The 24804-nt window shown below is 63.1% G+C and carries 19 protein-coding genes, 1 tRNA gene and 1 riboswitch; of the genes, 14 read left to right on the top strand and 6 right to left on the bottom strand.

Annotated elements, in window-relative coordinates; translation table 11 throughout:
* Window positions 1-284 precede the first annotated feature (284 nt).
* Window positions 285-4112, bottom strand: coding sequence for a peptidoglycan-binding protein (locus QQL76_RS01435; protein ID WP_499206061.1), 3828 nt, complete (start codon window positions 4110-4112; stop codon window positions 285-287).
* A 349-nt stretch (window positions 4113-4461) separates the two neighbouring features.
* Between QQL76_RS01435 and QQL76_RS01430 the strand changes: the two genes are divergently transcribed.
* From QQL76_RS01430 to QQL76_RS01390, 9 genes are all read left to right on the top strand, one after another.
* Window positions 4462-4926, top strand: coding sequence for a MerR family transcriptional regulator (locus QQL76_RS01430; RefSeq protein WP_404863794.1), 465 nt, complete (start codon window positions 4462-4464; stop codon window positions 4924-4926).
* Between the two features lie 121 nt (window positions 4927-5047).
* Window positions 5048-6844, top strand: a complete 1797-nt coding sequence (locus QQL76_RS01425; RefSeq protein ID WP_499206060.1) for an acyl-CoA dehydrogenase family protein — start codon at window positions 5048-5050, stop codon at window positions 6842-6844.
* Window positions 6845-6913: 69 nt separating this feature from the next.
* Window positions 6914-8083: an acyl-CoA dehydrogenase family protein gene (locus QQL76_RS01420; RefSeq protein WP_499206059.1), complete on the top strand. Its 1170-nt coding sequence runs from the start codon at window positions 6914-6916 to the stop codon at window positions 8081-8083.
* A 39-nt stretch (window positions 8084-8122) separates the two neighbouring features.
* On the top strand, window positions 8123-9331 hold the full coding sequence (locus QQL76_RS01415; RefSeq protein ID WP_499206058.1) for an acetyl-CoA acetyltransferase: 1209 nt from the start codon (window positions 8123-8125) through the stop codon (window positions 9329-9331).
* 21 nt (window positions 9332-9352) lie between these two features.
* Window positions 9353-11566 (top strand): fatty acid beta-oxidation multifunctional protein, encoded by a 2214-nt coding sequence (locus QQL76_RS01410; RefSeq protein ID WP_499206057.1) that lies wholly within the window; start codon window positions 9353-9355, stop codon window positions 11564-11566.
* 94 nt (window positions 11567-11660) lie between these two features.
* Window positions 11661-12116 carry a CopD family protein gene (locus QQL76_RS01405; RefSeq protein ID WP_499206056.1) on the top strand — a complete coding sequence of 152 codons (456 nt, stop codon included), beginning with the start codon at window positions 11661-11663 and terminating at the stop codon, window positions 12114-12116.
* Between the two features lie 25 nt (window positions 12117-12141).
* Entirely contained in the window at window positions 12142-12765 is a 624-nt protein-coding gene (locus QQL76_RS01400; protein ID WP_499206055.1) for a 2-hydroxychromene-2-carboxylate isomerase, read from the top strand.
* A 112-nt stretch (window positions 12766-12877) separates the two neighbouring features.
* Window positions 12878-13534: a S24 family peptidase gene (locus QQL76_RS01395; RefSeq protein WP_499206054.1), complete on the top strand. Its 657-nt coding sequence runs from the start codon at window positions 12878-12880 to the stop codon at window positions 13532-13534.
* Window positions 13501-14232, top strand: a complete 732-nt coding sequence (locus QQL76_RS01390; protein ID WP_499206053.1) for a thermonuclease family protein — start codon at window positions 13501-13503, stop codon at window positions 14230-14232. The genes QQL76_RS01395 and QQL76_RS01390 overlap by 34 nt, the downstream gene beginning before the upstream one ends.
* A gap of 8 nt (window positions 14233-14240) precedes the next feature.
* On the opposite strand, the gene QQL76_RS01385 is transcribed toward QQL76_RS01390, so the two are convergent.
* Entirely contained in the window at window positions 14241-15920 is a 1680-nt protein-coding gene (locus QQL76_RS01385) for a lysine--tRNA ligase (RefSeq protein WP_499206052.1), read from the bottom strand.
* A 201-nt stretch (window positions 15921-16121) separates the two neighbouring features.
* On the opposite strand from QQL76_RS01385, the gene QQL76_RS01380 reads away from it, so the two are divergent.
* Complete coding sequence (locus QQL76_RS01380) at window positions 16122-16940, top strand: sterol desaturase family protein (protein WP_499206051.1); 819 nt, start codon at window positions 16122-16124, stop codon at window positions 16938-16940.
* 3 nt (window positions 16941-16943) lie between these two features.
* Here the strand turns inward: QQL76_RS01380 and QQL76_RS01375 are convergent, their stop codons facing one another.
* Window positions 16944-17636 carry a type 2 periplasmic-binding domain-containing protein gene (locus tag QQL76_RS01375; protein WP_499206050.1) on the bottom strand — a complete coding sequence of 231 codons (693 nt, stop codon included), beginning with the start codon at window positions 17634-17636 and terminating at the stop codon, window positions 16944-16946.
* A gap of 271 nt (window positions 17637-17907) precedes the next feature.
* Here QQL76_RS01375 and QQL76_RS01370 point away from each other — a divergent pair, with 271 nt between their 5' ends.
* Window positions 17908-19917, top strand: a complete 2010-nt coding sequence (locus QQL76_RS01370; protein WP_499206049.1) for a glycosyltransferase family protein — start codon at window positions 17908-17910, stop codon at window positions 19915-19917.
* Window positions 19918-19955: 38 nt separating this feature from the next.
* Here the strand turns inward: QQL76_RS01370 and QQL76_RS01365 are convergent.
* Window positions 19956-20029: transfer RNA gene (locus QQL76_RS01365), tRNA-Gly, on the bottom strand.
* Window positions 20030-20216: 187 nt separating this feature from the next.
* On the opposite strand from QQL76_RS01365, the gene QQL76_RS01360 reads away from it, so the two are divergent.
* Together QQL76_RS01360 and QQL76_RS01355 are read left to right on the top strand one after the other, a co-directional pair.
* Window positions 20217-20651 (top strand): hypothetical protein, encoded by a 435-nt coding sequence (locus QQL76_RS01360; RefSeq protein ID WP_126008388.1) that lies wholly within the window; start codon window positions 20217-20219, stop codon window positions 20649-20651.
* Window positions 20652-20783: 132 nt separating this feature from the next.
* Window positions 20784-21596, top strand: a complete 813-nt coding sequence (locus QQL76_RS01355) for an ion transporter (protein WP_499206048.1) — start codon at window positions 20784-20786, stop codon at window positions 21594-21596.
* Here QQL76_RS01355 and QQL76_RS01350 read toward each other — a convergent pair.
* Window positions 21593-22684 carry a 2'-deoxycytidine 5'-triphosphate deaminase gene (locus QQL76_RS01350; RefSeq protein WP_499206047.1) on the bottom strand — a complete coding sequence of 364 codons (1092 nt, stop codon included), beginning with the start codon at window positions 22682-22684 and terminating at the stop codon, window positions 21593-21595. The two genes, QQL76_RS01355 and QQL76_RS01350, sit on opposite strands and share 4 nt — an antisense overlap.
* Window positions 22685-22766: 82 nt before the next feature.
* A riboswitch (SAM riboswitch) is annotated at window positions 22767-22845 on the top strand.
* Window positions 22846-22905: 60 nt separating this feature from the next.
* On the opposite strand from QQL76_RS01350, the gene QQL76_RS01345 reads away from it, so the two are divergent.
* Window positions 22906-24087 (top strand): PLP-dependent aminotransferase family protein, encoded by a 1182-nt coding sequence (locus QQL76_RS01345; RefSeq protein ID WP_499206046.1) that lies wholly within the window; start codon window positions 22906-22908, stop codon window positions 24085-24087.
* Here QQL76_RS01345 and QQL76_RS01340 read toward each other — a convergent pair.
* Window positions 24084-24698 (bottom strand): CDP-alcohol phosphatidyltransferase family protein, encoded by a 615-nt coding sequence (locus QQL76_RS01340; RefSeq protein ID WP_499206045.1) that lies wholly within the window; start codon window positions 24696-24698, stop codon window positions 24084-24086. The two genes, QQL76_RS01345 and QQL76_RS01340, sit on opposite strands and share 4 nt — an antisense overlap.
* Window positions 24699-24804 lie beyond the last annotated feature (106 nt).

Raw genomic sequence — 24804 nt, 5'->3', positions numbered from 1 at the left:
CCGGTTCACCGTTTGGAAACGCGGTATGTCACAAACCTGGAGCAGCGGACCGCTTTGATGAAGCGAACTGCTCAAGGCGCCGGCCGAACGCCGAAGTCCCGCCAACAGTGCAATTGCGCAACGTTGAACGGGATGTTGGCAGCACAGGGTTTATTCGCCGTTAAGACGAAACCGGGCGCAAAGCCCGATGCCCAACCGCGACCGGTTGTGGGACGATCATCTGCGCGTTTCGGGACGCCCTGTCAATTCAGGGCGTCCGCGAATTGAAGGCTTGAGGTGACGGCTCAGCCGGCGCTTGTCTGCGCGAGCAAGGCTTCGACCAGCGGTGCGTCGATGCGGCCGGTCGGCTCGAGTTCGTTGGCTTCCTGGAATGCGCGGATTGCTGCCGTCGTCTTTGCGCCGATCACACCATCAGGCGTACCGGCATCGAAGCCACGGTCGTTCAGAATGCGCTGGATGTTGCGCACCGCATCGGCCATGTCGATGGTCGCGGTGCGGGTCTGCGAAACGCCCCACTCTTCCGGCAGTTCGACGGAATTGGCAGCCGGATCGACCGCCTGCGGCTCCCAAAGCTCGACTTCGGCACGGGCGCGCTCCAGCGCCTCCGGGCTCATGGCATTGGCCACCTCGTCGCGCTTGTTGGCCGCATCGGCATCGCCCTGGTCGGCGGCAATCGCAAACCACTTGTAGGACTGTCCAAGATCCTGCTCAACGCCGCTTCCGCGGGCATAGAGCACTGCCAGGTTGAACTGGCTGTCCGAAACGCCGTGTTCCGCGGCCATGGCAAACCAGCGTGCAGCCTCGTCGAAATCCGAATTGCCATCGACGCCGCCGGATGCATGCAGCACCGCGAGATTGTGCATGGCGCTGACATTGCCGCCGAGTGCTGCTTCGCGGTACCAGCGCTCCGCCTCGACGGGATCGCGCTCGACGCCCGTTCCGCGCTCGTAGAAATTGCCGATGCGGTACTGCGCCGGGGCCAGACCCTGCCGTGCAGCGTCCAGATACCATTGCGCTGCCTGGTCGACATTCTCTTCGACGCCGCGACCTTCCATGTAGCGGGACGCGATCTCGAACAGCGCCCGGCCCTCGCCGGCTTCGGCAGCCGCAAGCAATGCCGCTGTGCCGACACCATCCGGCAGAGCCGCGATGCGCGCCGAGCGCTCGGCCGGATCGGTCTGCGTTGCCAGTGCAGGCGTCACTTCAGCCGGCGCATCTGCACCAGAGGCCTCAGTCGTCGCAGCGGTCGCACCCTCGGTTGAGACGGGCTCATCGGCGCCGGCAGAAGACGATTCGAGGCTGGACTGTGCGACCGGCGCAGCGGTGTCACGATCGAGGCTCGACGTCGTCATGGACGCCTCGTCATCCACAGATGGCGCGAAAGCTTGCTGTGAAAGACCGGCCGAGCGATCGGGCGACGGCTCAGCGACGATCGGCGCTTCGGCGACCGGCGCCTGTACAGGCGCAGCGGTTTCCACGGCAATTTCAGGTGCAGTGTCGGAGCCGGTGGCGTCGCTGGAGGAGACCGCTGCGCTATCCGTCTCCGCCGGAGTAACGGATTGAACCGCGACAGGCGCGTCAGCCTGGCGAGAGCCGCCACTCATCATGTCGGAGATGAGCGGATAGGACATGACCGCAAGCAGGATGGCGCCGACAGCGATGAGGATCGGCCGGCGACGGGAGGACCCGCCATCGGTGCGTTTGTCGTCGCCCTTGCCAGCCGACTGTTTGCGGCCGGAATTTTCGACATCGGCAGCTGCGGCCTGGGCAGCGCGGCGGGCGGCGGCGATGAAATCGGCGCGGTCGTCTTCGCTGTAGACGCTGTTGCCGACACGCGACCCGCTTGTCTGCTGATCGCGCACCCGCTGCAGGATGCGGTTGAGGTCAGGCGTGCCGGAGCCGGGCTCGAGCGGCTCGTTGGCGATCCCCGCATCGATCTGCTGGCTGGGATCGATGGGTGGGGTCGGCTCGACGGTTTCGCGGGCAACGGCAGGCGTGCCTGCGGGTTCGACTTTCGGCGCCGCCTCAGGTGCGGCAGCCTGGCGGCGCGGACGGACCTTTTCGGCAATGCGGCCGATCAGCGAGCGCGGCGCCTGCGTGTCAGTGGCCGAGGCCGATGCGGCAGAAGCGGTTGCGGCTGCCATGACGGCGGCGGTGCTGACAGTCTTGCCAAGCGCTGTCTGGTCGGCCTTGACCACATTGGCGGCCTTGGCTGAAAGCGGCTCCTGCTTTTCGAGGTCCGGGGCAGCAGCGGCCCCTACGGAAATGGCAGGCTCGGCGAAGGCCGGCGCTGCCAGGGCGGAAGCGGCAACAGGCATCTCGCGCGAGACGTTCAGTCCGCGATCGAGGCTCTCGAGACGCTCTGCGATCTTCATCAGCGTGTCGTGCACCGCATCGAAGGCGCGCGCGCTGCGGTCGTTGCTCATCCGGGTGAGCTTTTCGAGCGCCCGCAAATCCTCCGCCAGACCGGTTACCGCCGACAGATCCTCGGCGCCGCCCTCATAATCGTCCGCGCCGCTTTCGAGGAAGGCGGCAACGGCCTGCTCGGCAGCACGGCTTGCGGCCTCGATCACGTCCTGGCGGCCATGCGTCAGATGCGTTTCGATCGCGGCCAGACGCGGCTCCAGGCCGGCGAGGCCGGAGCGATCGGAAAGATGCTCCGAGAGGGTGAGAATTTGTGCTTCGAGCGAGCGCATCGCATCGTCGCTTGCCGGAGCCGAGGTCGCCGTGCCGCGATCGAGACGGCTTGTGATCTCGGCAAGCTGCCGGTGGAGACTCTCCAGTCCGGCGACGGGCAGCGGATCCGATAGGCGCGCCTCGGCACGATCGACCAGGGCTTCCAGCCGGTCGAAGTCCACGCTTGCCTGAGCGACCGTCAGGGTCTCGATCTGCTCGGAGATATGCTCCAGATGTTCCACCACCGCCTGCGACGGCTCCTGGTTGCCACCGCTAGAAAGCGCGGCCACCTGATGTGACAGCGCATCGAGGCGGCTCAGCACCGCGCTGTCTGTGCCGCCCTCGCCCAGCCGTTCGATCTGGTCGGCAAGAAGCGCAAGATGCGGCGTCAAAGCAGCAGCGATGCCACCGGCGACAGCTTCGTCCTGGGTCGCGAGTTCTGCCAGAAGCGCTTCGATCCGCTCAAGCCGCGCACTGTCGATCGCCATGTCGGCCTTGTCGGACACCGCGAGAATGGCTTGCGAAATCTCGTCCAGCCGAATGTTCGCGCGATCGAGCTCGCGGCCGACGCCCTCCATGTCCGAGCCCTGGCCCGCGATCATTTCGACGGCACCGGCGATCGTGCGCATTTCGGCGCCGATCTGGCGGGTCCAGTCGCCGTCGGGCAGGCTGGTCATCAGCACCTGCATCTCGTCGAGCCGCTTGACCATGACCGCGATCTCGTCGCGCATGGTGGCTGGATCGATCTCGCTGATCAGGTCGCAGATCTCGCTCCAGCGATTGTCCAGCCCACGCACGGTCTCATCCTTGGCAAGACCATCGACGATGGCGGAGATGCCGCGCACTTCGGCGCGCAGCTCGACCAGCGCATCGCCACCATCGCTTTCGCTGAGCGCGGTGAGCTTCTGTTCGATCGAAACCAGCCCCGCATGGAGCTCGGAGGGCAGGCTTTCCAGTTGATCGAGCGTCTTCAGATGCATGAGGTCGCCGCGCAGCGAGCCGAGATGGCGTGCAACGTCTTCTCCCAGATCGCGACGCATCTCGTCGCGCAGGTTCTTCCCGAACGTGTCGAGCAGGCTTTCCATCCTGGCGCCGCCCGTCTGCACCATGTCGGCTGCTGCGACGGGCTCGACCGCTGGCTTGGCAACGAACGCCTCACGACGTTCGGCGGCTTTCGAGCGGAAAGCGTCGAGGCGGCGCTGGCGCTCCTTGATCTGAGCCACCGCATCGGTCTGGGCGACGGAAGCCCGTGGCTCCTGATCGCCGACCGGTTCGACCCGCGCCGAACTCGGCGTCAACGTACCAGGAGCACGCTGGCTTTTCGATGCCATGATCCCGTCCAAGCGGCTCTCGAGCGCTTCGAGCGTTTTGTTCAACGCATCGAAGGGCGAGGATCCTTGCGACTGGCTGCGGGTATCGCGTGAGGTATCGTTCATTGCGAAGCTCATCTCGGTTTGCCCCACCATCGCGGTGAAGCCGGGTTTTGCCGCCGGATGCTGGTGCCCGCATAACGATGCGGACGAAGCTACCGGAAGCGCGTCAGGCAATCCGAAGAGACGCAATACTGTGGTCGGGATTCACCTCTAGTTGCCGCACAATCCACCAAACGTGGTAAACAAGCCGTTAAGCTTTTGGGTCTTGGTCTTCATCCAGCACAGGAAATAGACATGGACCTCGCCAGCTGCGCTTGTATCATCGCACCCCACCGAGACGGCATTCCGACTGGATGCAATTTTTAGTGGTGTACGCGTATAGTTCTCTTAATGATTGAAGATGGAGTGAAGCTTGCCTAGTCGCCAGCAAGCCCAGATCGACGAGACGGACATTCTCTCAAGCCCTCGCGCGGAGACCGACGACGGTGCATTCGGGCCGGACGATCAGCTGTTTCGCATCGGCGATCTTGCCTCCGAGTTCGGCGTGACGCTGAGAACCCTTCGCTTTTATGAGGACAAGGGCCTCCTGCAACCGCGTCGCATCGGCGTGACCAGGCTCTACTCACGTCGCGATCGCGCCAGGCTGAAGCTCATCTTGCTCGGCAAGCGTCTTGGCTTCTCGCTGGAAGAAGTGCGCCGGATGATCGAGCTCTACGATCCAGAAGGCCGAAACAAGACACAACTGAAGGTGGCGCTGGACAAGGGCGGCGAACAGCTGCAACGCCTCAAGGAGCAGCGCGTGGAGATCGATACGGCCATCCGCGAACTGGAACAGACGATGGCCGTCGTGCGCGAGATGCTGTCGTCGTCGACGTGAATCGATCAACACATATGCCCGACTGCGCGATAAAATTGACGTTTACGCAAACGTCAATTTTTGCTATGCCGTCTTCAACCAAACGCTCCTGCTGTATTCGCGCTTCAATGAGGAGGCATTCATGCCCGTGTACAAGGCCCCGGTCGACGATACCCTGTTCATCCTGAACGATGTGCTGGGCTTCGAGCGGTACAACAATCTCGCCGGTTTTTCCGACGCATCGTCCGACATCGTCGAAGCTGTGCTGCAGGAAGGCGGCAAGTTCGCCGAAGAGGTCCTGTTTCCGCTGAACCAGGTCGGTGACCGCGAAGGCTGCGAACGCCTGGCCGACGGCCAGGTCAAGACGCCCACCGGCTTCAAGCAGGCCTTCGAGCAGTATCGCGAAGGCGGCTGGCTCGGTCTCGCCGCGGATCCGGAATATGGCGGCCAGGGCCTGCCCTACGCGCTGCACACCGCCGTCGGCGAATTTATGTCGTCGGCCAACATGGCGTTGATGATGTATCCCGGCCTGACCCAGGGCGCGATCGCCGCGATCCAGGTCCATGGCTCCGACGAGCAGAAGCAGGCCTACCTGCCGAAGATGATCGAGGGTACCTGGACCGGCACCATGAACCTGACGGAGCCCCATTGCGGCACCGATCTCGGCATGCTGCGCACCAAGGCTGTGCCGAACGGCGACGGCTCCTACAAGATTTCCGGCCAGAAGATCTTCATCTCCGCGGGCGAACACGACATGGCCGAGAACATCGTCCATCTGGTGCTCGCCCGCATCGAGGGTGCGCCGGAAGGCACCAAGGGCATCTCGCTCTTCATCGTGCCGAAGTTCAAGCTGAACGAAGCCGGTGAGCCCGGCGAGAAGAACGGCGTTTCCTGCGGCTCCATCGAAGAGAAGATGGGCATCCACGGCAACTCGACCTGCGTCATGAACTATGACGAGGCGGAAGGTTACCTGGTCGGCACCGAAAACCGCGGCCTGAACGCCATGTTCGTAATGATGAACGAGGCGCGTCTCGCCGTCGGTCTGCAGGGCCATGCGATTGCCGAAGTCGCCTACCAGAACGCCGCCAACTATGCCCGCGAGCGCATCCAGGGCCGCGCGCTCTCCGGTGCCAAAGCGCCCGAGAAGAAGGCCGACCCGATCATCGTCCATCCGGACGTGCGCCGCACGCTGATGACGATCCGCGCCTTCAACGAGGCTGGCCGTGCGCTGCTCCTCTGGACGGCTCTGAAGTCCGACATCGCGCACCGTTCCGACGACGAGAAGGAAAAGCAAGCCGCCGATGACGTGCTCGGCCTGATGACCCCGATCATCAAGGGTGTCCTGACCGACAAGGGCTTCGATCACGCGGTTGCTGCCCAGCAGATGTATGGCGGCCACGGCTACATCGAAGAATGGGGCATGAGCCAGTTCGTGCGCGATGCCCGCATCGCCATGATCTATGAAGGCGCCAACGGCATCCAGGCGCTCGATCTCGTAGGCCGCAAGCTCGGCCTCAATGGCGGCCGCGCCGTCATGGCCTTCTTCAAGGAGGTCGAGGATTTCTGCGCCGAGAACCGCGAGAACGAAAAGCTCTCCTTCTTCACCAAGCACCTGAAGAAGGGCCTCGGCGACCTTCAGGCCTCCACCATGTGGTTCATGCAGAACGCCATGGCGAAGCCGGACAATGCCGGTGCCGGCTCCACCGACTACATGCATCTCTTTGGCCTCGTCGCGCTCGGCTACATGTGGGCGCAGATGGCGAAAGCCGCATCAGAGAAGCTCGCCGCCGGTGCGAACGGCCAGTCGACCTATCTCGAAAACAAGCTGATCACGGCAAAGTTCTACATGGAAAAGGTCATGCCGGAAACGGCACTGCGCCGCGCCCGCATCGAGACCGGTGCGGATTCCATGATGGAACTGGCAGCCGAGGCGTTCTAGAAGTCGATCGGCCTCGTTGGGCAGGCGCATCTTGCAGTGCCTGCCCGAACTGTTTTGGAGGAAACAGTCATGATCCAGCCATCCGAAGTTCTCGGCACCGCCCTGCCCGCCTGGCGGACAGACGACGTCGCCATGCTCGAAGACATGGCGACGCGCTGGCTCGAGGACGAGATCGCGCCGCACTATGAGCGGTTCGAAAAGCAGGAGATGGTCGACCGGGAAAGCTGGACGAAGGCGGGAGAAGCAGGCCTTCTCTGCGCATCCATGCCGGAGGAATACGGTGGGTCGGGCGGCTCCTACGCCCATGAGGCGGTGATCATCGAAGCGCTTGGCCGCACCGGTACCGACGGCTTCGGCATCGCGCTCCACAACGCGATCGTCGCTCCCTACATCCTGCATTACGGCTCCGAGGAGCAGAAACAGAGATGGCTGCCGCGCATGGCGACCGGCGAACTCGTCGGCGCGATCGCCATGACCGAGCCCGGTGCCGGCTCCGACCTTCAGGGCGTGAAAACGACCGCGAAGAAGGACGGCAACCAGTACCTGATCAACGGCTCCAAGACCTTCATCACCAACGGCCAGCACGCCAATCTCATCATCGTCGTCGCCAAGACCGACCCAGCGAAGGGCGCTAAGGGCACCTCGCTGATGGTGGTGGAAACCGACGAGGTCGAAGGGTTCGAGCGCGGCCGTAACCTCGACAAGATCGGGCTGAAGGCCAACGACACGTCCGAGCTTTTCTTCAACGATGTCCGCATCCCGACGTCGAACATGCTCGGCACCGAGGAGGGCCAGGGCTTCATCCAGTTGATGGAGCAACTGCCGCAGGAGCGCCTTTTGATCGCCAACCAGGCGATCGCGATGATCGAGCGGGCGCTTGCCGTGACCATCGACTACGTCAAGGAGCGGAAAGCCTTCGGCAAGGCTGTCATCGAGTTCCAGAACACGCAGTTCAAACTCGCGGAACTGAAGTCCGAGGCGACGATGGCACGCGTCTTCGTCGATCATTGCGTCGGTCAGCACCTCAAGGGCGAACTGACGACCACGACGGCCTCCATGGCCAAGTACCTTTTGAGCGACCTGCAGTGCCGGGTCGCCGACGAATGCCTGCAGCTCTTCGGCGGCTATGGCTACATGAACGAATACCCCATCGCCCGCATGTTCCGCGACGCCCGCGTCCAGCGGATCTACGGCGGCACCAACGAAATCATGAAGCTTCTGATCGCCCGCTCGCTTTGAGCGGGTGGCCAAAGCTTCGAATCTAGGGAGACCTGACGAATGGCCGACGTTTATGTTTACGATCACGTCCGCACCCCGCGCGGCCGCGGCAAGAAGGACGGATCGCTGCACGAGGTGCCATCGGTGCGCCTCGGCGCCCATGTGCTGAAGGAAGTGCGCGACCGCAACGGCCTTGATACCGCAACAGTCGACGACATCATCTTCGGCTGCGTCGACGCGGTCGGTGAAGCTGGCGGCGACATTGCCAAAGCGTCGTCCTTCGAGGCCGGCTACAAGACCCAGGCGCCTGGCATCCAGATCAACCGCTTCTGCGCCTCCGGTCTCGACGCCATCAATTTCGGCGCCGCCAAGATCGCGCAGGGCGCGGACGACATCGTCATCGCCGGCGGCGTGGAATCCATGTCGCGCATTGGTCTCGGCATGGCCGGCGGCGCATGGTTCATGGATCCATCCGTCGCCTTCCCGGCCTATTTCATGCCGCAGGGCGTTTCCGCTGATCTGATCGCCACGAAATACGGCTTCTCGCGCGACGACGTCGATGCCTATGCGGTGGAAAGCCAGAAGCGCGCCGCCAATGCCTGGGAGAAGGGCTACTTCAGACAAGCCGTTGCCCCGGTCAAGGACATCAACGGCATGACGATCCTCGACCATGACGAGCACATTCGCCCGTCGACCGACATGCAGGGTCTTGCAAGCCTCAACGCTTCCTTCGTGATGCCTGGCGAAATGGGCGGCTTCAACGCCGTCGGCATCCAGGCGCATCCGGAGATCGAGACGGTCAACCACGTCCACCACGCCGGCAACTCCTCCGGCATCGTCGATGGCGCCGGTGTCGTGCTGCTCGGCTCTAAGAAGGGCGGCAAGTCCATGGGCCTTGCGCCCCGCGCCCGCATCAAGGCCTTCGCCAATATTGGCTCCGACCCGGCGCTGATGCTGACCGGCCCGGTCGATGTCACCGAGAAGCTCCTGCAGCGCGCCAAGATGAAGCTCGAGGACATCGATCTCTTTGAGCTCAACGAGGCATTCGCGGCCGTCGTGCTGCGCTACATGCAGGCCTTCGACATCCCGCACGACAAGATGAACGTCAATGGCGGCGCCATCGCCATGGGCCACCCGCTCGGTGCCACCGGCGCCATGATTCTCGGCACCGTGCTCGACGAGCTGGAACGCCGCGACCTCAACACTGCGCTGGTCACGCTCTGCATCGGCGCCGGCATGGGCACGGCGACGATCATCGAGCGCGTCTGAGAACCGGGGAGATTTGAAACCATGGCTTACAAGAACTTCACCGTCGAAACCGACAATGACGGCATTGCTCTCGTCACCTGGGACATGCCCGACAAGTCGATGAACGTCTTCACCATGGAGGTGATGGACGAGATCGAGGCGATCTGTGACGCGACGACAGCCGACGACAAGGTCAAGGGCGTCGTCTTCACCTCCGGCAAGAAGACCTTCTCCGGTGGCGCCGACCTCACCATGCTCAAGGGCATGTTCGCGATGATGGCCGAGGAAAAGGCCAAGGACGCCGGCAATGCCACGAAGAAGCTCTTCGACGCGGCCGGACGCATGAGCTGGCTGTGGCGCAAGATCGAGACCTGCGGCAAGCCGTGGGTTTCGGCGATCAACGGCACCTGTATGGGCGGCGCGCTGGAACTGTCGCTCGCCTGCCACGGCCGCGTCGCGGCAGACGACAAGTCGGTCAAGATGGGCCTGCCGGAAGTCAAGGTCGGCATCTTCCCGGGCGCCGGCGGCACGCAGCGCGTTCCTCGCCTCACCAATGCGCAGGATGCCCTGCAGATGATGACGACGGGTTCGTCGCTGTCGCCGCAGCGCGCCAAGGCCATGGGCCTGATCCACGAAATCGCCGAGCCGAAGAAGCTCGTCGCCACCGCAAAGAAGATGATCAAGGACGGCCTGAAGCCGGTTCAGCCTTGGGATGAGAAGGGCTTCAAGGCTCCCGGCGGCGCCGTCTGGTCGCCGCAGGGCGCCCAGCTCTGGCCTGCCGCCTCCGGCATCCTGCGCCGCGAGACCAACGGCAACTATCCAGGCGCGCTCGCGATCCTCAAATGCGTCTTCGAAGGCCTGCAGCTGCCTTTCGATACCGCACTCAAGGTCGAGCAGCGCTATTTCACCCACGTCCTGCAGACGCCGGAAGCCTTCGGCATGATCCGTTCGCTCTTCGTCTCCATGCAGGAGCTGAACAAGGGCGCGCGCCGTCCGGCCGACGTGAAGCCGACGAAATTCAAGAAAATCGGCGTCGTCGGCGCCGGCTTCATGGGTGCAGGCATCGCCTATGTGACGGCCAAGGCCGGCATCCCCGTGGTTCTCGTGGACCGCGACATGGAAGCGGCCGAGAAGGGCAAGGCGCATTCTGCCGACATCGTGAAGAAGGGCGTCCAGAAGGGCAAGACCACGCAGGAGGAAGGCGATGCGCTCCTCTCGCTGATCACGCCGTCTTCCGATTACGCCGATCTCGATGGCGCCGATCTCGTGATCGAGGCGGTCTTCGAAGATCGCGATATCAAGAAGACCGTCACCGAGGCGGTCGAGGATGTGCTGAAGCCGGCTTCGGTCTTCGCATCCAACACCTCGACGCTGCCGATCAGCGGGCTTGCCAAGAACTCCAAGCGTCCGAAGAACTTCATCGGCATCCACTTCTTCTCGCCCGTCGACAAGATGATGCTGGTCGAGATCATCCTCGGCAAGAAGACGGGCGACAAGGCGCTGGCCATGGCGCTCGACTACGTCGCCGCGATCAAGAAGACGCCGATCGTCGTCAACGACACCCGCGGCTTCTACGTCAATCGCTGCGTGCTCGGCTACATGAACGAAGCCTACAACATGCTGATCGAGGGCGTCCCGCCGGCGATGATCGAGAATGCCGCCAAGATGGCCGGCATGCCTGTCGGCCCGCTGTCGCTCAATGACGAGGTCGCGCTCGACCTGTCGCAGAAGATCCTGAAGGCCGCCATCGCCGATCTCGGCGAAAAGGCCGTCGATCCGCGCCACATGGACCTCGTCAACACGATGGTTGACAAGCATGGACGTCTCGGGCGCAAGAACGGCAAGGGCTTCTACGACTACCCGGCCAAGCCCGCAAAGAAGCATCTCTGGCCTGAGCTGAAGACGCTCTTCCCGCAAAAGAACGCCGACGATATCGACGTCGAAGTCCTCAAGCAGCGCTTCCTGGTTGGCATCGCGCTGGAAGCGACCCGCACGATGGAAGAAGGCATCGTGACCGATCCGCGTGAAGCCGATGTCGGCTCGATCCTCGGCTTCGGTTTCGCGCCTTACACCGGCGGCGCCATCTCCTACATCGACGCCATGGGTGCGGCGAAGTTCGAGGAACTCTGCAAGACGCTCGCCAAGAGCTACGGCAAGCACTTCAAGCCGACCCGCATCGTGCAGGAACTCGCAAAATCCGGCGAGACCTTCTACCAGCGCTTCGGCCAGGAAGACGCCGTCAAGCAGGCGGCCTGATCCGGCGCCTTTTCGCGTAACCAGAAACCCGGCGATCTCCGCCGGGTTTTTTTATGCCATTGCCGCAGCATCGAGGGCGCGATAGGGAACGGGCATGACCATTCTCCTCCTCGCCATCCATGTCCTTGCCACCGTCTTCTGGGTCGGCGGCATGGCCTTTGCGTATCTCGTTTTGCGCCCCGCAGCGGCCCCGCTGGATCCAGCCGCCCGGCTGACGCTCTGGCGCAACGTCTTCGCCAAATTCCTGCCAGCCGTCGGCTGGGCCGTCATCGCGCTTCTTGTTACGGGGTTCGCGATGACCTTCGTCACCTTCGGCGGTTTTGCCGGCGCGCCTGTCTCCGTCCATGTCATGACGCTGACCGGCATTCTGATGATGCTGCTTTTCTTCCACATCGTCGCAGCACCCTGGAAGCGGTTCCGAACAGCGATCGACGCAGGCGATTTTGCGCAAGGCGCGCGCAACCTCGACAAGATCCGCAAATTGGTCGGCATGAACCTCGTGCTCGGCCTGCTGACGGTGGTGATCGCCACGACCGGACGCTATTGGTAACAGGCACATCACAGGGAGCAGCCCGATGGCCACGATCGACTATTATTTCTTCGGCGCATCGCCCTTCGTCTATCTAGGCCACAAGGCGTTTGAAGACACTGCCGCCAAGCACGGCTGCGGCATCGCCTACAAGCCGGTCGACATCGCCGCAGTCTTCGGCAATTCCGGCGCCAAGCCGCTGAAGGAGCGGCCGCTTGCCCGCCAGCGCTACCGGCTTCTGGAACTGCAGCGGGCAGCCGACCGCCGCGGCCTGCCCATCAATCTCGCGCCGCGGCATTTTCCGGTCGATGCGACGCTCGCCGACCAGGCCGTGATCGCGCTGCTCGACGAGAAGCAAGACCCGTCGGCCTACATGTTCGAGATCTTCTCCGCCGTCTGGGCGCGTGAGGAGAACATCTCCGATCCCGCCGTCATCACGCGCTACCTCAATGCCTGTGGCTTCGACGGAGACGCCATTTTGAGCGCCGCGCAAGGCGAAGATGTCGCCGCTCGCCGCCGCCAGAACACGCAAGAAGCCATCGCCGCCGATGCCGTGGGCGTGCCGGCCTATGTGCTCAACGGCGAAGTCTTCTGGGGCCAGGACCGCATCGACGATCTCGACCGCGCACTCGCATCCGGCCGCGCTCCGTTCAGTGCTGCAAAATCCTAGGTCATTCTAGGGATTTTATTCCTACATCCCTTTACTCAGCGCTGTGCTGGCGGTAGAACGATCAAGACGCAGCCGCATTCAATGGCCGCCCTGATCGAGCGGGATCCCAACCATGCTTTCCCATGACCGCATATGGGCAGCGATCGATGCCTTGGCCGAGCGCCATCAGCTCTCGCCATCAGGCCTCGCGCGGCGTGCCGGGCTTGACCCCACTTCCTTCAACAAGTCCAAGCGCCAGGCGTCCGACGGCCGATCCCGCTGGCCGTCGACCGAGTCCGTGGCCAAGGTGCTCGAAGCGACGGGCTCCTCGCTGGAAGAGTTCATGGCCATGGTGCGCGGCCAGGCGGCAGGCGCAGGATCCGAGCGTGCCGCACCCGGTTCGAACGCCATTCCCCTTCTCGGTTTCGCCCAGGCCGGCGCCGGCGGTTTTTTTGACGATGGCGGATTTCCGGCCGGCCAGGGTTGGGAGATGGTCGATTTCCCGACGGCTCCCGGCGGCAAGGGCGTCTACGCCCTCGAAGTTCAAGGCGAATCCATGCTTCCGCTCTACCGGGACGGAGACGTGTTGATCGTGGAGCCCCATGCCCAAGTGCGGCGCGGTGACCGTGTGGTGGTCAAGACGCGAGAAGGCGAGGTCATGGCCAAGATCCTGCACCGCCAGACGGCCCGCACGATCGAACTGTCATCGCTCAATATCGAGCATGAAAACCGGGTTTTCGACATGGCGGACGTCGAATGGGTCGCCCGCATCATCTGGGCAAGCCAGTGATCAAGCGCTTCCTGCGCAGCCTGATCCTGCCGGTGACGCTGATAGCATGCCTGCTGATCGGCCTGTTCACCGCCATGGACTATTTCGCCGCGCTGGAAGGGGTGGAGCGCCCGCCTCAGCAGGCGGCCGAGATATCGGCCGAGCCGGAGCCCGAAGAGCCGCAGCGCCGAGCATCACCCCAACCGCCTTCACAAACTAACTTGGCGAGACCGGTTGATCCCGATCTCTTCGGCCAGCCCTTCACGGCGGCTCCTGGAGAGTTGGAACGGATCGAGGCGCGTCAACCGATCTCCGAACCGCCACCGCCGCGCGAGGAACCAAAGCCGCTCCTCTACCGGCCGCTTGCCCTGTCCGCTGGACTGGTCTCGATTTCCGGCCGCAATCTTGCGCTCGAGGGCATCGTGCCGACGCCGGCCGACCGGTTTTGCCCCGATGACAGCGGGCAGCGCTGGCCGTGTGGCATGATGGCCCGCACCGCCTTCCGCAATTTCCTGCGCGGCCGCGCGCTCGCCTGCGATCTCGACGAGGCGAACTGGGAAGGGACGGCAACGGCCAACTGCATGCGGGGAGAGACCGATATCGCCGCCTGGCTTGTCACCAATGGCTGGGTCGATGCCGAGCCGGGTTCCGCCTATGCGGAGCTTGCCGATGCGGCGCGCGAGGCCCGCATCGGCATCCATGGCTCCGATCCGCGCTGAGACGGAGGTCAGGCAGCCGTTAAGCGGCCCTCAAGAGCGTCGTCGATCAGCGCCCGCGTTTCCGCGATCCCGTAAAGCGCGGCAAACGAACCAAAACGAGGCCCGCGCTCCTGCCCGAGAAGCACCTCATAGATCATCTGGAAGAACGCGATCGACACGCCGGGCCCACCCGATGGGCTCTTCTTGGCGTGATCCTGGTAACGCTCGATGGCGCGCGCCACGTCGAGCGCCGCGTCCTGAATCACCGCACCGTCCGCATCCGCCGGCAGCGTGCCAAGCTTTTCCGACAGCGCCGCCAAGGCTTCCCGCTCGACCGCATCCGGCGCCCGGAACCGCTTCGCCGGCTTCACGAAATCGTCGAAATAGCGGATCGCATAGCCGACCAGCCGGTCGAGCTCCGGGTGCGTTTCGGCCGTCACGCCTGGCGCATAGCGCGAGATGAATCCCCAGAGCACGGCATTGTCATGGGCGTTCGATGCGCTGACGAGATTGAGCAGCAGCGCGAATGGCACCGGCAGATCGATCGCCGGCGGCTCACCATCATGCATATGCCAGACGGGGTTGGAGAGTCGCGTCGACCAGTCCTGCTTCTCGTAGGCGCTGAGGAACTGGTAGTATTCGTCGACAGCACGCGGAATGACGTCGAAATGCAGCCGCTTCGCGGTCTTGGGCTTCTGGAACATGTAGAGCGACAGGCTCTCGCTCGGCGCGTATGCGAGCCATTCATCGATCGTCAGGCCGTTGCCCTTCGACTTCGAGATCTTCTGACCCTTGTCGTCCAGGAACAGCTCGTAATTGAAGCCTTCCGGCGGCGTTCCGCCGAGCGCCTTGCAGATCTTGGAGGACAGCGTGACGCTGTCGATCAAATCCTTGCCCGCCATCTCGTAGTCGACGCCGAGCGCAAACCAACGCAGCGCCCAATCAGCCTTCCACTGGCACTTGACGTTGCCGCCGGTCACCGGCGTTACCATGCGCTCGCCGGTCTCAGGATCCAGGTAGGTCACCGTTCCCGCCGCGACGTCGCGATCGACCATCGGCACCTGCAGCACGACGCCCGTGCGCGGGCAGATCGGCAGGAACGGCGAATAGGTCGCGCGGCGCTCTTCCCCGAGCGTCGGCAAGATGATCGCCATGACGTCGTCATAGACAGCCAACATGCGCAGAAGCGCTTCGTCGAACCGGCCGGACGTATAGTAATCGGTGGCGGAGGCAAATTCGTAGTCGAAGCCGAAGCGATCGAGGAACGAGCGCAGCCGGGCATTGTTGGCAGCGGCAAAAGACGGGTGCGCATCGGAGAATGGATCCGGCACGCGGCTCAGCGGCTTGCCGAGAAACGTCGCCATCATCTCCTTGTTCGGCACGTTGTCCGGCACCTTGCGAAGCCCGTCCATGTCGTCCGAGAAGCAGATGAGCTTGGTCGGCACCCGGTCGCCGGTCAGAACGCGGAACGCGTGGCGCACCATCGAGGTGCGCGCCACTTCGCCAAACGTTCCGATGTGCGGCAGGCCCGAGGGACCGTAGCCGGTTTCGAAAAGCACCACATCCGGAAAGCCGCTCTTTTCATAGCGTTTGACGAGCTTGCGCGCCTCCTCGAAAGGCCAGGCCTTTCCGCCTTGAGCCGCCGCGATCACATCCGGATCGAAACTCTCGTGATGGGACAGGCTTGCGCCTCGCTCGGGATCGCTCATCGTCTCAATTGTCCGTGCTTGTCAGAGGGGCCGGCGCCTGAAGCACCCGCAAGGCCGACCGTGGGGCTGGCCGGCCGCAGCTATGCCGTGCCGACCCTTTCGCGTCAACATTTCGCGCCTTCGTGAACGCAGTTTGCGTTGCGGCAACCTGTGCTCGGCGCCATATCCGTGGAACTGGCAATCAAGGAGCGACCCCGCGCGATGGAACTGTTCGGCTTGAGCGAACCGGTCGTGCGGATGGGCGTCTTCCTCGCCATCTTTGCGGCAATGGCACTTTTGGAACTGGCAGCACCCCGGCTGGAGCGGCCCGAGATGGTCGGTGCCTGGCGCTCGAAGCGTTGGGTTACCAACGTCTCCATGGTCGTGCTGTCGTCGGTCTGCCTGCGCATCGTCTTTCCGCTGGCTGCCGTCGGCACCGCGCTTTGGGCGGAAAGCCGCGGCATCGGCCTCTTCAATATGCTCGACGTTCCCGTCTGGCTCGCCGGCCTCATCGCCTTCATCGTGCTCGACTTCGCCATCTGGCTCGAACATTGGGCGAGCCATCGCTTCCCGCTGTTGTGGCGCATCCACCGAATGCACCATGCCGACAGCGGCTTCGACTTCACCACCGCGTTGCGCTTTCATCCTCTGGAGATCGTGCTCTCCATGGTCTGGAAAGCTGTGATCGTCATTCTGCTCGGCGCACCGGCCCTTGCCGTTCTGATCTTCGAGATCGTTTTGAACGGCGCGTCGATGTTCAATCACGCCAATCTGAGGCTGCCGAAATGGCTGGATGCGCCGCTGCGCCTCGTGATCGTGACGCCCGACATGCACCGTGTTCATCACTCCACCGACATGCGCGAAACCAATTCCAATTATGGGTTCAACTTTCCCTTCTGGGATCGACTGTTCGGTACTTATGTCGACCAGCCGCGGCGCGGCCATGACGGCATGGAGATCGGCCTCAAGCACTATCGTGGCGAAGAAACCGCAAGGCTCGGCTGGGCGCTCGCCCTGCCGTTTCGCAAGCTCGATAGCTAGAGCTCAGTAAAGCCCGTTGGGGAAGTAGCGCAAATAGAGTTCCGCGAAGCGGCCGCTCTTGTTGAGCGACATCAGCGCGTAGTCGAAGCCTTCCGCCAACTCGGGCAGATCGTTCCTGATGGCGATGGAAAGCCCGTTGCCGAGAAACTCGCGTGATAGGAAAGGCCCGTCGAGAAACCCGCAGCATTCTGCGGAAGCCGGACTGCCGAGCCAGAACGACAGTTGCAACCCGTCGGCAAAGATCCCGTCGACCCAGCCGCCCTGGACGGCGCGGTAGAGCATGGTGGAACTCGCGAACGGAACCGGCGTCAAATCAGGAAAGAAGCGCTGAAGCATCGCCGCATGGGCGGAGCGTTGGATGACACCGATCCGGGCACCCAGTTCGAAATGATCGGCTGCCACCCGGTCGGTTCCGGCCTCAGCGGCCTTCACGACGAAACGCGCCGGCAAGTCCATGATCGTGCGGGTGAAAAGATAGCGCTCTCGGCTCTCTTCGCTCACCTGCAAGCCTGCCATGATCACCTCGCCCTCGCCGGCCGCAAGCGCCGGTTCCAGCTCGTCCCATGGCAGCGCCTGGACCTGGCAGCGAGGCTCGATGTCGAGTTCATCGCAAATGGCGCGCGCCAGATCCACGTGGAAGCCGGCAAGCCGCCCGCTCTGGTCGAGGAAACTGAACGGCGGAAAATCCGTCGTCATCAAGAACCGTACGCGCGTGACACCCGACAGCGCTGGAAGTGACAGGCGCTCGCGCGGATCAAAAACATTCGGGACTTTTACGGACTGCGCCCAAGCAGAACCCCCAAGCGGACCAGCTAAACAGAGTAAAAAAACAATTAACCCATACAAAGCCAGGGATGTTTTATTTTGGTGTCTCGCTAGCATGCTAGGCCTTGAGCAGAGTGGGGCAGGCATCGCCTGGGGCTGTGTGACACAAGACCAATACACGTCCGCGGCGGCGCGGCGAAGTATGCTTTTGACTTCCGTTCCAACTTCCGACGCCGGCGGCCTCGGCCGCGCCATCGCTCGTGCTAGCCTGCCCCTTGCAAGATCAGCAACTGAAAAGTGCTCGCACCCGGTCGACATCCTGTCCCGCGTTCTGAGACGGCTGAACCTCTCAGATCAGCAATTGGCCGAAGCGGCGGACCGCGCCTCGCGGCATTCCACCTCCGTCGATCGCGAATTGCTCGCCGCCCGAGCCGTAACCGAAACAGCCTATTACGAGGCGGTCGCCGCCGAACTCGGCCTCGCCTTCATCGAGACGATCGATCCACATTTTGTCATCGTTACGCCGTCGATCGACGCGCTGCTGATAATGCCGCACAAACCGCTCGTCATCGATCAGCGCGGACGAACGCGCAAACTGATCGCGCCGGATCTCGCGGGACTGGTCAGCCTTGCCGAGATGCTCTCCCGGCACGGTGGCCTGCGCCCAGCTTTCGCAATCACGACACCTTCGGGGGTTAAGCAAGCCGTTTGGGCCGTCCGCAGCCGCGAACGGGTCGCGGAGACCGTCGGACATCTGTTCGATACCCAGCAGGCAGCCAGCGCACGGATCGTGGCGACCGGCAGCCAGGGGTTCATCTTCGGAACGATCTTCACGGCACTGGCGGCCTTGTTGATCGTCTCCCCCGTGTTCATGTCGATTGCGGCGCATCTTTTCCTGACAAGTCTGTTCGCCACCCTTTTATGGCTGCGGGCAACAGCCTTGGTCGATGGGCTTGGCCTCGATCCGGAGATCGTGCCGGCCGACGCAGCCGATCCGACGCTACCCGTCTATACGGTGATGGTGGCGCTCTACCGCGAACATGCGATGGCCGGGCAATTGGTGCGCGCATTGGATGCGATCGATTGGCCACGCGCCAAGCTCGACATCAAGTTCGTCTGCGAGGCCAACGATCCTGAGACCATCTCTGCCTTGCGCGCGCAGTCTCTCGGCCCCGAGTACGAGATCGTCGTCGTGCCGCGGGTCCTTCCCCACACCAAGCCCAAGGCACTGAACTACGCCATGGCCGGCGCACGCGGCGAACATCTGGTGATCTACGATGCGGAAGACCGCCCGCACCCGGCACAACTGCTCCAGGCGCTGGCGCGCTTCAGGGCGGGCGGCCCTCGGCTCGGCTGCGTCCAGGCGCCCCTCGTCATCGCCAACCCGCGCCACTCCTGGATCACGGCTCTCTTTGCGCTGGAATATGCGGTGCTTTTTCGCGGACTTCTGCCCTTTCTCGCCCGCAACGACCTGCCGCTGCCACTGGGTGGAACCTCCAACCATTTTCGAACGGCAACGCTGCGCGAGGTGGGCGCGTGGGACCCTTTCAATGTGACCGAGGACGCCGATCTCGGCTTTCGGCTTGCGACGCACGGTCATCGCCTGGGCGTCATCTCCCTGCCGACGCTTGAATCGGCGCCCACCGATATCCGCACTTGGCGCAACCAGCGCACACGCTGGTTCAAGGGCTGGATGCAGACCTGGCTGGTGATGCTGCGTCGCCCGCGCGGCGGACCGAACGCGCTCGGTTTCGTGCGCTCCGCCACCTTCCAGATTATGACGATTGGGCTTCTCGTTGCTGCCTTGCTCAGTCCGGCAATGGTCTACTTCTTCGGCGCTTCGATGATCTCGGCGCTGTCGGTCGGCGACCACGGCCGCACGAGCTTCGAATCCATCCTGTTCGTCGCCGACATCACCATTCTGACGGCAACCTTTGCCTGTTTCGTCCTGCTCGGCCGGCGCGCGATGTCGCCGCTTGAGCGGCTGCGGGTGGGATGGCGCTGGATGCTTCTGCCCGTCTACTGGGCGCTGATGACATGGGCCGCCTGGACCGCGCTTTACGAGCTTCTCCGCCGGCCGCACCACTGGGCGAAGACGCCGCACCGGCCGACATTGGCGGCAACGGGCGCTGCGATAAGTCCCGCCGAGCAAAGTCTGCCAGCGGCCTGCCCGCGTGATCGGCACAGAATCATTTCACCGAAAGCGCGCTGATCGGGCCCAGATTTCGCCATAGTGTCTGAGGGTTTTTCTGGAGCGGGTGAAGGGAATCGAACCCTCGTATGCAGCTTGGGAAGCTGCCGTTCTACCATTGAACTACACCCGCTCGATGCCGCTAAACCTATCTGTGCAAACGCCTTTCAGCAAGCCGAAAAAGCTTAGGAACTGCTAGTCGTCCGGCCAGACGAGGCTGGCTCGATGACGGATTGCCGCAGGCAATTTTTGATAGTTTGACAAGTCCACCCCCACTGCTCACACTCCGTAACAGCTCGAAACAAATCCGGAGGGAAAAGATGGGCATTTCTGACAAGTGGAACGCGTACGAGCCGACCAAGGGCACTCTCGGCTGGGTCGCCGCAGGCTCTGCCGTGGCAACGGTCGTTCTGGGCTTCACGCTCGGCGGCTGGGTTACCGGTGGCACTGCCAATGAAATGGCGCGTGATGCCGCCAACGCGTCGCGTGCCGAACTGGCCGCCTCCGTCTGCGTCGACAATTTCCGTGGCGTGGACACGGCCCGTGCCGATTTCGAAGAACTGACCGGCATGCGGCCGCATCAGCAGCGCGGTTTTGTCGAGAAGGCAGCATGGGCGCAGATCCCGGGCGTCGACCGTCTCGGTCGGGATGCAGCATCGCGCTGCGCGGAAATGATCGTCGCGCTCGATCCCTCGGAACTTTCCACGCCGGTCGCCGAAGTCGTGGATGATGAACCGGAAACTGCGATTCAGTAGGTTCCGGCCTCCAGTCAAAGGGCGGCGTCGTCCCTGCCTCCGCCCTTTGACCTTTTCGATTTCTGAGACAGCTTGACTTGCAGGGCCCCGCAATCCACCTAACGGCCGCTCTTCCCTGCTGCAGGCCGCCCCATGAATTCGCTGAAATCCCTGATCGAATCCCGCCGTTTTGAATGGTTCATCACCGCCTTGGTGGTGATCAACGCCATCACGCTCGGGTTGGAAACCATGCCTGCCGTCATGGAGCGCGCCGGCGGCTTCCTCAGGGTGCTCGACCGCGCGATCCTCGCCATCTTCGTCGTGGAACTGCTCGCGCGCTTCGCCGTCTACCGGATGGCCTTCTTCCGTGATCCCTGGCGCATTTTCGATCTGCTGGTCGTGTCGATCGCCGTTCTGCCCGCAACTGGCAATCTGTCCGTGCTTCGCGCATTGCGCATCCTGCGCGTGCTGCGCCTCATCAGCGTCGTGCCGTCCTTGCGCCGTGTCGTCGGCGGCCTGATCAACGCGCTTCCGGGCATGGGATCGATCGTCTTCCTGCTCGGCCTCGTCTTCTATGTCTTCTCGGTCATGGCGACCAATCTTTACGCGCAGAGCTTCCCCGAATGGTTCGGCTCCATCGGTGAATCAGCCTACACGCTGTTCCAGGTCATGACGCTCGAAAGCTGGTCCATGGGCATCGTTCGGCCGGTGATGGAAACCTACCCGCTCTCCTGGCTGTTCTTCATCCCGTTCATCGTGGCGACATCCTTCACCGTGCTCAATCTCTTCATCGGTATCATCGTGTCGGCGATGCAGGAGGAGCATGAGGCAAGCGCCGCGGACGAGCGCGACGACATGAAGGAAAACCAGCGCAAGATCCTGGCGGAACTGTCCGCTCTGAAGGCAGAGATCGCTCGACTGAACGGCAGCCCGGCGGCGGCTCACAAGGAGAGCAGTCAGTCCTAGTCGATCGACCGGAAATGCTTTGAGAGCTTCAGGCCCTGCGCCTGATAGTTGGACGAGAGATCCGTGCCGTAAAGCGCCTTCGGCCGCTCCGCCATGTGCTCGTAAACCAGGCGCCCGACGATCTGCCCGTGTTCCAGGATGAACGGCACTTCGTGGCTGCGCACTTCCAGCACGGCCCGGCTGCCGGCTCCACCGGCAGGATCGTGCCCGAAACCGGGATCGAAGAACCCGGCGTAATGCACCCGGAATTCACCGACCAACGGGTCGAAGGGCGTCATCTCGGCCGCAAAGAGCGGCGGCACATGCACCGCCTCGCGCGACACGAGGATGTAGAACTCGTCCGGATCGAGCACCATCTCGGCCGCCTGGCGGCGATGGATCGGTTCCCAGAAATCGAGAACGTCATGAGCGGCCTTACGATCGACGTCGATGACGCCCGTGTGACGCTTGCCGCGGTAGCCGATGAGCCCGTGCTCATCGCCTTCCAGATCGATGGAAAGCGCAATGCCCCCGCCGGAGATATTGGCATCGCCCGTACTGACCAGGCGCTCCGAGGAATGCAGATCGACGAGCTGCTCCTCGTTCAGGAGTGCATTGCCGCTGCGGAACCGGATCTGCGACAGGCGTGAGCCGGCACGCACGATGATCGGGAACGTGCGCGGGCTGATCTCGATGTAAAGCTCGCCGTGATAGCCAGCCGGAACCTTGTCGAATTCCTGACCACCATCCACCATGACGCGGGTGAAGATGTCGAGCCGGCCGGTCGAGCTCTTGGGATTGGTGGAAGCGCTCAGGCCCGCAGGCAGCGCCAACCTTTCCATCAGGGGCACGATGTAGACGCAGCCTGTCTCCAGCACCGCCCCTTCGCTCAGATCCACCTCATGCAGCTTCAGGCGATCGAGCTTCGTGCGCACCAGCGTTTCCCGCCCCGGCAGGAAGCTCGCGCGGACGCGAAAGGCCCGTGCACCGAGGCGAAGATCGAGGCTTGCCGGCTGGATCTGGTCGCCGTCCAGCGGCCGCTCGGTGACAAGCGCTCCCGTTTCGAACAGCGCCGCAATCGCGGCATCGGCCAGTATGCCGGGTGTCACAGTCGTTTCCTCGCCAGCGTCTCAAGGGCGCATCATTCGCAGCCATGCAGAATTGACGCAAGATTGGAGTGCCGGTATAGCCTCCTTATCCCGTGGTGATTTGGCCGGCCGGCTTGCAGCCACGTTAAAGAAGTAGCTAAAATGGTCGGGTGTCACGAACCGGCCAGCTATGCGGCCGGTTTTTTTGTGACCGCGTTGCGGTTGAGAACGGAAAAAGCACGATGACATCGAAGACCTGGCGTACGGCAACAACCCTCGTCCACGACGGCACTACGAGATCGCAACACGGCGAGACCTCCGAAGCCCTCTTCCTCACGCAAGGCTACGTCTACGAAAGTGCGGAAGCCGCCGAAGCGCGCTTCAAGGGCGAGGCGGAAGGCTTCATCTATTCGCGCTACGCCAATCCGACCGTCGACATGTTCGAAAAGCGCATGTGCGCGCTGGAAGGCGCCGAAGACGCCCGGGCGACCGCAACAGGCATGGCCGCCGTTTCCGCAGCGCTTCTCTGCCAGGTGAAGGCCGGCGACCATGTGGTGGCTGCCCGCGCGCTCTTCGGTTCCTGTCGATGGGTCGTCGAAAAGCTGATGGCGCGCTACGGCGTGGAGACCACGCTGGTCGATGGCCGCGACATCGAGAACTGGAAGAAGGCGGTTCGCCCGAACACGAAGGTCTTCTTCCTCGAAAGCCCGACCAACCCGACGCTGGAAGTCATCGACATTGCTGCCGTCGCAACGCTCGCCAATGAGATCGGCGCCCGCGTCGTCGTCGACAACGTGTTCGCCACACCTCTCTTCCAGAAGCCGCTGGAACTTGGCGCGCATATCGTCGTCTATTCGACCACCAAGCACATCGACGGCCAAGGCCGTTGTCTCGGCGGCGTGATCCTCTCCGACAAGGAATGGATCGACGAGAATCTGCACGACTATTTCCGCCACACCGGCCCGTCCATGTCGCCGTTCAACGCGTGGACGATGCTGAAGGGTCTGGAAACGCTGCCGCTGCGCGTCCGTCAGCAAACGGAAAGCGCGACCCGCATCGCCGATGCGCTCGATGGCCGCAAGGGCGTCAACCGCGTCATCTATCCGGGCCGGGCCGACCATCCGCAGGCCAACATCATCGCCAAGCAGATGAGCGGCGGCTCGACCCTCGTTGCCATCGACATCGACGGCGGCAAGGAGGCGGCGTTCGCGTTCCAGAACGCGCTCGAGATCATCCGCATCTCCAACAATCTCGGCGATGCCAAGAGCCTGATCACCCATCCGGCCACGACGACGCACAAGAACCTCGCCGAAGAAGACCGCGTGGAACTCGGAATTGGCGCCGGCACGCTCCGCCTGTCCGTCGGGCTCGAGGATACCGACGATCTGATCGAGGACATCGACCGGGCGCTATCGGCGATCTAGTCCGGGTCGGCGAACAGGCTGCGCGCCTCAACGATCCGCGACAGCGCCGTATAGAAGCAGAGGATCGCGAAGACGATCGCGATCCACGCGAAATATCCGGGCAGCAGACAGAAGGCGAGGAAGACAAGCAGCGTTTCCGACGCTTCCGCCAGCCCTGTGGTGAAATAGAAGGATTTCACGCCGCGCGCCTCGGTCGAGAGGCCACGCTTTTGCGCAATCGTCGCGAAAGCCAGAAAGCTTGCGCCATTCACGTAGAACGACAGGAGCAGCAGCCCTCCTGCGATGCCGTTCTGCTGCGGGTCATGCATGATGAAGGCCAGCGGGATGAGGCCGTAGAACGCAAAATCGAGAACGATATCGAGAAACCCGCCGAAATCGCTCGGCGCCGTCGCGCGCGCCACCGCACCATCGAGTCCATCGAGGGCACGGCTGGCCAGAATGAGGACAAAGGCTGCGAGAAAGTGTTCGCCAACGATCGCAACGGCGGCGACGACGCCGATAAAGAGCCCGGCGATCGTGATGTGATTGGCGCTGACGCCCCAGCCTGCGAGCCCCCGGCCAATGCGGTCGAGGGTCGGCTGGATGATGGATTTGGCTGCTCCGTCCAGCATTGTGCCTGCCCCTGACGACGATATGCCACGCCGCTGTAGCGTCCCTTGGTGCTTCTGGCCAGCACCGCCGCGTCACGCTGCCGTGAGGATGCCGTTAACACTACTG

The sequence above is a fragment of the Rhizobium albus genome (assembly GCA_030160035.1).
In the GTDB taxonomy this organism is placed as follows: Bacteria; Pseudomonadota; Alphaproteobacteria; order Rhizobiales; family Rhizobiaceae; genus Georhizobium; species Georhizobium albus.
This window is presented reverse-complemented; position numbering and strand designations above follow the sequence as displayed.